This is a genomic window from Paenibacillus amylolyticus (assembly GCF_036894225.1).
Classification (GTDB): Bacteria; Bacillota; Bacilli; order Paenibacillales; family Paenibacillaceae; genus Paenibacillus; species Paenibacillus amylolyticus.
This window is the reverse complement of the sequence record NZ_CP145893.1, coordinates 211,662-223,870: the sequence shown is the minus strand read 5'-3', so window position 1 is coordinate 223,870 and position 12,209 is coordinate 211,662. Positions and strand designations below refer to the sequence as shown.

9 protein-coding genes and 1 pseudogene are annotated in these 12,209 nt (G+C 38.9%); 4 read left to right on the top strand and 6 right to left on the bottom strand.

The annotated features are described in order from the left end of the window. Positions 1–554 precede the first annotated feature (554 nt). From V6668_RS31155 to V6668_RS31145, 4 genes and pseudogenes are all read right to left on the bottom strand, one after another. Positions 555–1,817 carry an S-layer homology domain-containing protein gene (locus tag V6668_RS31155; RefSeq protein WP_338709037.1) on the bottom strand — a complete coding sequence of 421 codons (1,263 nt, stop codon included), beginning with the start codon at positions 1,815–1,817 and terminating at the stop codon, positions 555–557. 142 nt (positions 1,818–1,959) lie between these two features. Then, positions 1,960–3,279, bottom strand: a complete 1,320-nt coding sequence (locus V6668_RS31150; RefSeq protein ID WP_338709036.1) for an S-layer homology domain-containing protein — start codon at positions 3,277–3,279, stop codon at positions 1,960–1,962. Between the two features lie 222 nt (positions 3,280–3,501). Then, positions 3,502–3,627 (bottom strand): annotated as a pseudogene (locus tag V6668_RS32295) (copper amine oxidase N-terminal domain-containing protein); the annotation flags it as partial. Between the two features lie 1,174 nt (positions 3,628–4,801). Beyond that, the gene (locus V6668_RS31145; RefSeq protein WP_338709035.1) at positions 4,802–6,784 is read right to left on the bottom strand and encodes a M36 family metallopeptidase; all 1,983 of its coding nucleotides are present in this window, start codon (positions 6,782–6,784) and stop codon (positions 4,802–4,804) included. Positions 6,785–6,991: 207 nt separating this feature from the next. On the opposite strand from V6668_RS31145, the gene V6668_RS31140 reads away from it, so the two are divergent. From V6668_RS31140 to V6668_RS31125, 4 genes are all read left to right on the top strand, one after another. Further along, positions 6,992–7,426 (top strand): hypothetical protein, encoded by a 435-nt coding sequence (locus tag V6668_RS31140; RefSeq protein ID WP_338709034.1) that lies wholly within the window; start codon positions 6,992–6,994, stop codon positions 7,424–7,426. A 26-nt stretch (positions 7,427–7,452) separates the two neighbouring features. Further along, positions 7,453–8,007, top strand: a complete 555-nt coding sequence (locus tag V6668_RS31135; RefSeq protein ID WP_338709033.1) for a M28 family metallopeptidase — start codon at positions 7,453–7,455, stop codon at positions 8,005–8,007. A gap of 18 nt (positions 8,008–8,025) precedes the next feature. Beyond that, positions 8,026–8,586, top strand: a complete 561-nt coding sequence (locus V6668_RS31130) for a histidine phosphatase family protein (RefSeq protein ID WP_338709032.1) — start codon at positions 8,026–8,028, stop codon at positions 8,584–8,586. Between the two features lie 1,588 nt (positions 8,587–10,174). Then, the gene (locus tag V6668_RS31125; protein ID WP_338709031.1) at positions 10,175–10,408 is read left to right on the top strand and encodes a hypothetical protein; all 234 of its coding nucleotides are present in this window, start codon (positions 10,175–10,177) and stop codon (positions 10,406–10,408) included. A 493-nt stretch (positions 10,409–10,901) separates the two neighbouring features. Here V6668_RS31125 and V6668_RS32290 read toward each other — a convergent pair whose 3' ends face one another. Next, a complete protein-coding gene (locus V6668_RS32290) occupies positions 10,902–11,141 on the bottom strand; it encodes an AAA family ATPase (RefSeq protein WP_422395302.1) in 240 nt (79 codons plus the stop codon). 322 nt (positions 11,142–11,463) lie between these two features. Further along, positions 11,464–11,604, bottom strand: coding sequence for a hypothetical protein (locus V6668_RS31120; RefSeq protein WP_338709030.1), 141 nt, complete (start codon positions 11,602–11,604; stop codon positions 11,464–11,466). Between the last annotated feature and the right edge of the window lie 605 nt (positions 11,605–12,209).

Sequence of the window (12,209 nt, the reverse complement as noted above, 5' to 3'; positions counted from 1 at the left end):
ATCGCATAAGTGATTAAAGGGTTTTTCGTGTTCATCCCGCTAATGGACTTGAAATAGTACTCAGAAGAGGTGTCTATGAAGTCCAGTACAGTATCCTCATTCTTAAATAAACCTGTAGTGTAATCGACTGTCGTTTTCCTCACTATAGGTTTTCCTGTTCCATTTATCCTATAATTGTGAGGTATCCACTGTAGGTTAGTTTTATCTTTTGTCTCAGCATTCGAATCAACGGCACTACCGTAAACAACACTGTCCCAAGGGGTCATTACTCCTGTGAGAAAAGTAACAATAATACCATTAATAAAGTTAGATAAGCTTAGTGTTCATAGGACCTCCAAAGTTAAAAATAGTAATTTGCTATATACCTATAGATTAAGATTGATTTGAAATACTCCATTCCAAACCTATAATAATTTGTATACCTTCCATTTCCCGTACTAAATTAAATTGGCTGATGAACGAAGCAACATCTTCACCACTTACTATGGATTTACCATTACTTCCCCCCGGTCCGCCCTGCTTTTGTTTAAGTCTGTAGCAGTTCTTCATTCGACTTATCTTAGTGGGAGACTAAAAGAAGAACTCGTATTTTGGTCTATGGTGAAGGTTTTCCAGGTTCCTGTGGAAGATCCATCTGAAGTTTTAGCTAACGCAAACCGCATCCAGAACTTTCGTGGCACTTCCTTTTTGAAAAAACCAGAATCCACGTACTCTTCAACCGGCAGATTATTGATGCCATAAGCTTCTACTGTTCCACTATCAAAGTTGTTTACCGTTGTAAAAACGTCGGCTATAGCTTGGTAGAAAGCTAGATTTCTTAAATTATCACCCTTCGGAGTTACCGTTACTTCGATAAAAACCTCATATAATTCCTGTTTAATAGGATATCTGTAATTCTTGTCAATGAACATCTTCCCATAAAGATTTAGAACGCTTTTCTTAGAATTTGCATGGGTAACAATCATCCTATGCGGCATAATGGTACCCAAATTATTGCGTAATTTGGCCGATTTACCAACGATGCGATCAAAGCTTGCAATTGTACCGTCTTCTGATTTCAGATAAACATACGGCGTAGCAGAAGTTAGGTTTGTACCAGTCAATCCCACTTCGCGCATCTCATTCAGATCTCTATACGAAGTTGCCTCATTCTCCTGTATCTGCTCGTAACGTGATAAAATAACCGCTGCCTCTGCACGTGTGGTCGTTTTGCCTGGACCAAAGGTGCCATCTGGATAGCCACTCATTAATCCGGTTCCCAGAACTACTGATACGAAGGGATATGCTGATTTCTTCAATCCGCCCTTGTAGTATTCTGCTACAGGAACCAGCGTGTTTTCTGTATCTTTCAGCGCTTGCTTGTACTCTTCATCTTTAGCAGCGAGGCCTGAACTGAGCCACTTCGCCATCTCTTCCCGTGTTAATGCGGTGCTAGGTTTAAACCCATTCGGGTAATCTGAAGAGTTCAAGAACCCCAGGGATACTGCACGATTCACTTCTTCCTCACTCCAGTGGCCGGTCAAATCCTTAAACACATTTGCCTGATCCGTTTTCGCCGTTCTTTTGGCCACTCGGGACAGCAATGTTGCAAATTCTGCGCGCGTCACCGTCGCACCCGGTTTAAATGTCCCATTGCTATATCCTTTGAAATAACCTTTTTCTACTGCGGCATCAATGGATGCTTTCGCCCAATGATTTGCAGGTACATCTTTAAATGAGGTAACTGCAGCCTGACTTGTGCTTTCGGTGAATGGGTATATACCTATTATCAATACAGCACTTAATAAGAGTTGAGTTACTTTTTTCAATGTTTCCACGCTCCATAGATAAAAATCAGACTGGTTTTTCCTGAGATAAGCTATGTATTCTTTCGGGTTAACCTTTAATTGAATCCAACCATTTGTACTTTAGATCCCGTTCCATACTTGTGAAGGATCTTTACTGGCTTTATTAAAGCCTTCATTTCACTTCACGAACTATAGAGTTTCGATCAAATAAAGTAGCCATACCACTTACTTTTAAATCTTCTGTGTTTGAATTTGTAGAGAGCGGAATATCCGAATACCCTTCATATTTTTTTCCTTTTTTGAAGGGGCCTGCCTTCATGAAACGTTCGTCAAACATTACGTCCTCATACTTGTTATATGCCTCGATTTCAAATTCAAATTTAGTGCGAATAAAGTAACCTGCTAATCGATTGGCGTCAGTCAGCATAGAAGGCTCGGCAACTAATGAACCCTTGATGATTATCTTATTCTCCTTCACCCACTGCACATATCGCCTCATATCTGCAAGCACTACCCTGAACCCTTGATTATGATATGAGTATAGTTCATTAGCCCACTCTTCATCAATCGTTCTGTAATCGACATTAAGCATCAAGTTATAGTAGTTCTCTGTGGTTTGTTTCCACTGATCCATAATAGGCTTATAATTAAAATATTCATCCGACTTGGCTAGTTGGGCTGACGTCGTATCCACAATGATGTTGGGTTTCATCTCATACATTTCATTCGGATAGTCTTCCAATACATAGGGGAAATCCTTAGCGTTTCTAGGGAGATTCGTGGTTCGAATGATACGCCCCCAAGGATCTCTATCTGCATTTTTGGCTTTCGCAGCATTGTTTAATGCTGCAAGATCTACCTTCAGCGTTTCCCCACTTCGTACTTTCTCGATTCGGTCAATGACGGTCAAAGCTTGAGCACGAGTGGTGGTACCCTCTGGATCAAGTCTTCCATTACCCGTACCCGAAAGCAGTCCATTTTTCACAGCAATGTATAGAAAGTCATAGTTATCCTCCCCCACTTGCCCGATGGCCCGTGCTGCTACATGTACCATCTCCATTCGCGTCATGGGTTTGGTCCAGTCCGAGGATGGAAAATCGGTTTCCACATACAAATTATTCACTTTAGCTGATTTGACATATTCATCATACCATTGTGCTTTTGTTGTTGGTGTCCCTACCTTGTGCCCCAGTGAGCTGACCATGAGCTTTAGAAACTCTGCACGTGTCACTTTATTTTCTGGATAAAACATGCCGTTGGGATAACCACTGACAATCCCCTTATTCAGCGCCGTCTGAATGCTAGTCGCCGCCCAGTGACCTTGAATATCTTTGAATGATTCCCCCTGTGCCCCCTTTTTTTCATTTGCATTTGAAATCATCTGGTTTGATTCCAGATTTGTATGCAGAGAAGTAGGAGTTTCTGCATGTATCTGAAGTGTTGTTGCTAAGAGAGATATCACTGCACCCGTAACGACTAATTTTTTCTTCACCAGCTCTGTCCTCATTTCTTTCAATTAATAATCAAATTTAAACTTACTAAGTTGTTCAAACTATTACTCTATTCAGATTCACGAGAATTTTATTGATCACAGACCTCCTAGCTGTTTTCTTTTTACTTTAACGGATTGACAATAGCTACTGCATAGTCGTCCAGGTCGCTATCTCTAAGAAGAATATAATCAGCTTGGCTAACTTTAAAGTTCGTCCAACCTGTAAGACATTTTTGCTCCTAAGGCTTCCGAAACGAAGCGAATTGCAACTATCACAATACCTTGACGATCCTGGAACGGCTTTGCATCCGGGAAATTCATCATCTTCGTATTCAGTAAAACTTCTACAGTTGCTTTTCCTCTTGTTTATACGGCTGATTCTGTACCCACCATGCTAGTAGTCACTATTCCTGCTAATGCTATAAAAGAAAATTTCTACTTTTCTTTTTAAAACTCTACTTTAGTATGTACTTGCTTCTCACATGGATTTTACCTTGTTCTTATGTTTTCTACTGTTTATAGGACTTACAGATCCTAAACACCTATCAAACTTCCCAGTTATGAAAAAATATTGCCACTATGCGTTTATTTTATATAGGTATATTATCCCATACGCCCCAAAAAGAAAAGCTTGTTCCGAATATTAATTTGAACTTATTAATATACTTCATAATAATGTTCACAATAAAAACTCAGTAAAGAACGAATTCTTAAAATCAAAAAGAGCCGCTATTTTAGCGACTTTAAAAAAAGGGCTTATCTTTTCAATTGAATGATCTCCTGTTCAGTGAGCCCAGTTGCCTTAGCGATCGTTGATATATCCAAATTCAAATCGCACTAGTCAAATTTGAATAGTTAATGTGAATAGGCTGCTCTGCTACAATAGCTACGGTTGATACAAACGACTGCGGCAATAGCAATAACTGCAAACTTCCGCTTCAAAAAATTTAAATTCCCTAAAAAAATAGAGCCGGAAATGTTTCCCTCCGGCCCTGTGGTATTGGTTAATTTATCTGTTAATTCGTTCTTCCATTTCAGGCTGCTTTTGCTTTCCGGTCAGCTACACTCATCATTAACGTAAACTAGCCGTTAGTTTAATGAATTGAAGGGCAAGATGACGATTAGATATACGCCTAATCGGCAATAGGAACATGTTCTTGTCCAATACGGTAATCGGTACAAGTTCTTGTCCTCAGCAGCTATTTTCAGGCCGTATTTCGCCTTTTTAATCGCAACCGTGTTTAACCTCTCATCTTGTCAGCTGTGACATAACATTGTGAACATTTTCATGTATTATGGTACTTAACAAAGCTTTAAATGCATGTTATCAATGATTAGATATTCATATAATCGGTAATCGGACTATGTTCTTGTCCCTCGACACAAAACTCGGTATGTTTTTGAGAGTATTGTCAATATGACTGTGATCGTAATTGTTTGTATTGAGCACATGTTTAACATCCCTTAAAATCCCTAATGAAAGGATAATAAAATAATTATCCCTTTGCTCAAATTGTTTTGTTTAGATATCCCGTGGCAGTTCAAAATCTGCAACTATTCCATGTAAGGTTGCTCCATTACTACTTGCATTAGGACCTATACCAAATTTACTAAAAGCTCTCCAGGCACATTGATTTGTTGTTTTAAAATCATCTTCACTGAGTTGATTAATTAATCTTAGGTCTCGAATTGCACTTAACATATTATCTCGTGCATCAATTAAACTTGGATTTGCGCGAGAAAGTTTTAGACTGTCAATTACAATTCTCCAAGCCAAATTATATCCTTTATCCTTCCCTAATTTTTCTACTAATTTTCGATTTAAATACATTAACGTAGCGCACCAGATTTCACCAATATTATGTTCATCATCTTCAGTGTACCGTCCCGTTCCGAGATCGCCAAAGTGATCGGGAAAATCATCATCATACTTAAATTCACGAATTCCTCTAATATCATTAACTACCCATGCTCCTGTAACCACTTTTTCTTGTGTACGACTGAAATTCTGAATTGTAAGAGCAAAGTAATCACTCCAACCTTCACTCATCCCACTACTTTGTGGCATGCCTAAAGAATTTTGATCCAACGGTCCCCCAACAAGTCTATTTGTTACACCATGAGTGTACTCATGGAATACCACATCAGCATCTAGGGCTGTATGGCGATTAGTAGAAGACACGACACCTAGATTCATTATCGGATTTCTTCCATCAGCAGGTGTCCTCATGTTTGCTGTTCCATAGACAGGTCCAGAAAACACATTTACTTTTACATAATCTTTCTCTAGACCTAATCCAGTAGAGTTATTATCCTGAAAATTCCCGGATTTTTCATCGAAACCAAGCATATAAAAGAAATCATGCATATAGTTGCAAAAATAGAAGGCATTAAGTATTTTCTGTTCATCGCCAGAATCATCTGAAGGTATAAATGTAACCTTGCCATTGTCCACTTTTCCTTCCATTGGGACAGCTTGCATGCATTCAACGATTGAAACGTTTGAGTCACACATCAATGACTGCGTACTGTTTCCTTTGGTATTGGTTTCCTCTACCCAATCAACAGGAAAAATACTAGGAAGTGCCGATGATGGTTTGACTGGATATTCAGTTATGGGTCTCGGGAATGTAAAGAGTTTTCGCTGTTCCCCACCGTTAAACTCGAACACACTTCCTTCAGCCTTCATATGAGAACCTTTCCTTTTACAAAGTAAAACCTCACTCGATTGTTTCTGATCAGCCGCTACAATGAATTCATACTGCTCCTTAGTATCTAGAAGGGTAATTGCAAAGTGCCAAGCTAAACGCAATTTTGGATATTGTGGGAATATCGTTAAATTTGCTGTGATGTTTTCTTCAAACACCCCTTTGTCTAATACTGTGTACTGTGCAGGGGATGGAAACGTAGTTAATACTTTAGGGGAATATTCTGTTGTATTGATTTTTACACTTGGGAGTGGTTGCCCCCACCCATCCACTTGAACTTCAGTTGAAGTCTGGTTAGCATTAATGTACTCATTTGCTGCTACTATTGCTGAATCCACAGTAATTTCAGGTATGAGGTTGATTTCTTCATTTATACTCACATTATCTCCAACAATGTCTTCAAGAGTGCCATTTTCCTTAAAACGAAAGGTTCTAGACATTTGATAAACCGGGACCCCGCGATAAACTTGATGCAAATGAACAACAGATGTATTTGCACTTGTTTCGATTACCCTAGGATCCGGAACAAATTCCATTCCTTCCGTTACTGAATCTCTAGAAAACCCCAAGACAGAAGAATTATGATTGACCGCTTCAATTGCCCTTGTTATGAAGGAGTCATCAGTATTCGACGCCGCAAGATTCAACATTACAAATGCAGCATTCCCTGTTAACGGATTTATTGTGGGTTTTGAGTTTTCTTTCTTCAACTCGGTATCACTGAATGATTCATCCAATCGATCAAGATGCAACTCATTAGTAAAGTGGTAAATTCTTTTATCAATTTGTTTTATCACAATTCAGCATCTCCTTGAGCGTAATATTAAAATTTAGTGTTTGATCATCGAATCTTATTTTTTACAAGTATTTACAAAGTAATCATGAAATAAAATCCATTTAATCCATTTTTAAATTATCATAATTATATATATTGTTTGAGATATTAAATGCGAATACATATGAAAGGGGATAACTAATGTCAACGAATATTAAATCGATTTTTTTTGTTTGACCAATCATTCGTCATGCTTCGCTATAGCGAGGGAAGTGAAGTAGTTGGAGTTGATTTCCTACCGGGGATCGCCACATTGATGGAAAGCTTACAACATTTTGATGTAGAAATGGTTGTGTTCTTGCCTGAAACATCTGTATCTGAGGAAAATTTGAAGGATTATTTTCCTCAATTCAATCGCATTGTCATTTATCAAAATAAAAGCACGCTTCAGCACGAGTTAAACCGATATCTTGTACAGGCTAATTCAACGATTATAGTTTCTTCCGATCGCGTCTTAAGAGGTTTAGCAGCTGAATTAGGTTTATCCACTCCCCATCTCCAATTAGCCATAAACATATTAAATAATGAGATATCTGAAATGGTTCAGATTTTTGGATCAAAAGAACACCCGCACCTGGCGCAGATGATGATGCTTCTGGAATAGCTGGCTGTTGTTTTGTCAATTGCTAAGTGTTTATTGGAGTACAGGGATCAGCTCACTCATACCGTCCGGTTTTGTTTTTTAATGCTGAGGAGTCAGGACTTGTTGGTAGCAATGTATATGCATCTATGCTTAAAGCGACAGGCGCACCAGTTAAAGCTGCAGTTTGTATAGATATGATTGGCTTTAACAGTGATAACAACCATCTGTTTGAAATACATGAGGGTCATAATGATGAAGATATTCGGAATGCTTCTGTATCTATAGCTCAAACCATAGCAAATAATGCTGTTAGAGTACCATCTATGTCCTCACCTCAATGCTATCAAGGTACAAGCACTGTTAATAACCCCGACAGAACTGTATTCGATGGTGCGATCGGTAGAAGTGACCATGCATCTTTCCATCAGCAAGGGTATGCTGTTGTTGTTTTTGAAGATTTTTTTATCAATATGCCATCTGAACCCGTTGATGACCCAAATCCAAATTATCATCAAGCGAGCGATTTGATTATCGATGCTTCTTATGGCTCGAACATAACAAATGTGTTAGCTAATGCAGTGTTAGAACTCGCCAGAAATTAAATAAGGAGTGTTTTATATATGGAGCAAAACTCAACTGTTTACGTAATTCGACACGGTGAGGCAAGTTCTAACGAACCAGATGCACCGCTGACTGAAGATGGCCAGAAGCAGGCTCAGCAATTGGCTGAATTTTTATCGCGGATCACCACTATTGAGAATAGTCGATTAATTAGCAGTCCATATTTGAGAGCAAGCAAAACGGCTGAAATTTTTGCAGCACGAATAAACCAAACATTCTCCAAAGATAAAAGGCTACAAGAGCGGAATATAGGAGATTACCAGGGGAGTAACTTATTTGAAGATTTAAAGAAACATTTTTCCGATACGAATCATAGATTTCCAAATGGCGAATCTAACGAAGAAGTACGTGTTCGTGCAACCAGTCTAATAGATGAAATAAGGCATGATAATCAAAACCCCACTTTCTTGTTTACCCATCGTTTGACAATGATGATCTTGTTTAATCATTACGATCAAAATTGGGATTTTGATAAGGGAGTCTCAATAACGAACCCTGATGTGTATGAATTAAAATTTATCGATGAAAGACCTAGCATTAGACGAGTTTGGATTGTGTAATTTATTTTCAGGAGGAGCAGATTTCACCTTTCATTGTTTTCTGCTTCTTCTTATCCTATAGCTATCCACAATACGAGTCCCTGGCTGAAGCTTGAATTTCCCCTTTAAAATGTTTACTTTCCATAATAACATTTAAATTCTTAAATTCTTTTTCAGAGGCGTCTTTTGTATTTTTTTCTCTGCCGGACAACCGTTACGCTCAGTTGCTTAGCGCTCAACTTCCCTGCTGTTTATCTGCTTACATTTCGACGATCAACTCAACTATCCTGCCAATTAGCTTAATGAAACAGATAAATTCTTATCAACTTGAACTAGTTCTTTGCCTTAGTCGAAAAAATCTAGTTCCTGAAACAAAAAATCGTTATTCAAGCGAAGTCTTATGTTCATATGCTCTTATCTAGTCACATGATCTCCATCGTGATACTATTTAGATAACTACCTAATCCGAAATGACACAATGTTCTTGTCCCTCGACACCAGACGCTAACGTTGCGCAACTAATATAATCGAACTCCCTCTTATCCAGGTAACCACGCTGAATAACTTCACGTTGCGAGCTTGAAATCTGTTCATTACGATTCCAAGTGCTTCATCCATCCGATTAAGTTCCGCTTCCTTGTCTATTTGTAAACAGCAAAACAACCAAAGGTGCATAGCTAAAACTCTATCAGAAGTTCCCTATGCTCAACTGCCTCCCGGTTGGTACATCAGTTGTTTTACAGTCATTAATCAGTCATAACTTAAAGCCAGATTTAATAGTTAGATTGATTCGACATACCAGCATAATATCTGATTCTATAGATCACTGTAACTTATTTCCAATAAGCGTAAAACTCTTTCGAATCAGAAACATACGATATTTCAGTATAATAGATTGTAGGAATGAAAATGGTTCGTACACTCGACGCTCGTACTCTCTCGCATCCACAGGGATTACTCCGCTCAACATCCCCGTTCCATCAAACACACCTCCCCTGCTTGGGATCGTGGGACTCAACATTGTTAATCCAGGACCGCTCATCCGTACTCAGTTTAATGGGACCTATCGATTCTCAGTGGCCAGTTTATCTTCGTTGCCCTCTACTATTCGACTGGAAATTTTCAGGGGGGCCACTAATGCAGGCCAACCTATTTATGTCGTTTCGCAGCCTATATTCACTTCCATCAACACTATACTCGCAAGTTTCGAAGGTTAGGATTACAATGTGCCTCCCCCTATAAATGGACAACTAATCTATTCTTGCTATGCAACATTTGTGCCAGCATCCGGAATGGAACAAGCCACCCGCATTGGACCGGAATGCTTCAATGCTGTCACTTACAGCGACGATTAACTTCAACTCTATATGACTCCTTTACGGAAGGAGGAAATCACTTGGTCAAAACTTTAGATGCTCGGACTTCCCAAGGCTCAAACGAGCTGAACAAATTAACCCCCAGCTCACGAATGGAGTCCCACAATTATTTGCTCAAGATGGACTACAGGTAAGCAATCCAGGAATGTTCATCCGTTTTTTCGGGTATTATCGAGGTTTCTGTTAATCAACTGCCTGTTAACGGGAATTTTGTCATAGAAGTGTACCGAGGATTGAGCAGTTCACAGCAGCTTGTTTATCGTGCGGGCACAATCATTCTGGCCAATGAATTTTTCAGTCCTTGCGTATTCAGTTTTACTGGTTCTAATTACAATGTGCCTACACCTGGAAATGGTCAACTTATTTATTCTGCGTACGCTAATTTCACCTATAATCCAAGCTTCAGTGTTAACAACGTTCGCCTGGGACCCGAAAGTTTCAATGCTACAGTTTATTCCGATGATTAATAGCTATGAGTTAATTGAGGATCAACTTTTCTCTTTTGCTTGATTACACGTAATAAAGGAAAGCTCATTAATTCATGAGCTTTCTCTTTGTTTTTTTTATTTAGCAAACCAATTCCTTACTTTTCCAACTACTACTCACCACCACGTTTGTAATACCTGCTGTTGTGGAGCTGTAACGCCTTTTGCAGCTTGTCTGGTGGTTTTGGCGGGTGCTCACAGCCCCAATTGCCTTCAAGTGATTTGCTATCTGTTAAGGTGTCAATACTACCGTTTTCAATTGTAGATAAATTAAAGTAGCATCATCTTCCAAGCGATGACCTTTCGCATATCCTTCAGGAAAAAAAATCTAGTGAAGCTCCAATCAATGTTTTCGGGATATGCGGAGATTTCCGAGGAATCGTAGCATCGAAGAACAACTCTAATATCGTCCAAGGAAGTGATACCGAAAAAATGATGTTCATGCGTCATAAAGCGTCCAATGATTCTTATGTTGTTATAGAAAGAATGTTCTTCTTGTGAGCAACTCTTCTTGACCTACGCAAATCTCAGTCATACTGATTTTCGCACGATCCAGTTGATTGTGGATGTCCATTAACCAAATAAAATGAGATTCCGTTAGGCGATGTGCCTCATCCATAATTAAGATAACCCTTTTTAAGCGAGACAATTCCGCTATTTCTTTTAGCAAATTGACAATTTGATTCCGCATTTCATCAGCTTGTCTTCTAGCTATAAACGGAAATTCATAGTCATGGGAAGATCTGCATAAAATTTCCCCTTCGTTTGGAACTTGTATGAGTTTCTGTTAGCTATAAAGATTGGTATGGGCGCATTCATAAAATGTGGCAGATTCTCCAAAGCAAATTTTAATGCAGTCGTCTTTCCAAGACGTGGCTGACCATAGACAATCATTCTTAGTAATCGGTTCAGTACAATCTTTTTGAGATTACCCTTCAAACGGAGTACCTCTCTGGTCGGGAGTAAATAATCCCCTACTTCAATAGGGTGTGTTCCAACAGGTATCAAGTGATTGTTTAATGTCATGTTCTCCTTATTTAATACATCTTTGTATTGAATTGTTTTAATAAGCGCTCATAATTATCCATCTCATTGAGCTTTTCCCTATTCATTTGTTCTTCTCGAACTTTGTCTAATAATTCATTTTGTGCTTTTGCATCTTCTGATGCTTTTTTCATCCGCTTCATCTGTTGGCTTTTGTTTACTTACCTCTTTTACTTGAGTAATTTTATTTATTTTGATTTCTTGGAATTTTCTTTACTCAATAAATAGTCAGTCTTTAGTTCAGCGGAAGCTGATTCATTACACGACTTGGGACGACCCTATCTTCATAGTTGTCGCTATCTCCTTTTAGTGCGCCCAGCATGGGCGCTATCTCTAGGGGTAAGGGTAGCTTCGTTTTTTTGGTTGTTCCCAAGATGGGGTCAAAATGGTCATCTCAAAGGGAAAGAATGGGTCACCCACAAATTGGTGATTCATTCCCATACTATGCTCTGTTTTTCTCGGCTTGTACTCCCCATACAGCAAGGAGTTGTTAAGCGTTAACCAGCTATTTTGGTGTCCAAGTTCCCTTAGCGTACGATTTCTTCCGTTTCGTGAGATGACTCCTATTACCAACTGTTAACCAGGTCTTCCCTAACAAAATGTCATAGCCTCGCATACTGAATTGAAGTAGTATTGGGGCGGATTAACCAAGTGAATTTGACGAGATACACTACGGTTTCAGAATTCATTTTTGTGCTCATATGCAAGAACCACCTCACAGAAGAGACATTCTGTGAGG

What these genes read in the sequence shown, in the direction of transcription:
- V6668_RS31120 (WP_338709030.1), bottom strand. Translation starts at nt 11,604, where the DNA reads ATGAAAAAAGCATCAGAAGATGCAAAAGCACAAAATGAATTATTAGAC.
- V6668_RS31130 (WP_338709032.1), top strand. Translation starts at nt 8,026, where the DNA reads ATGGAGCAAAACTCAACTGTTTACGTAATTCGACACGGTGAGGCAAGT.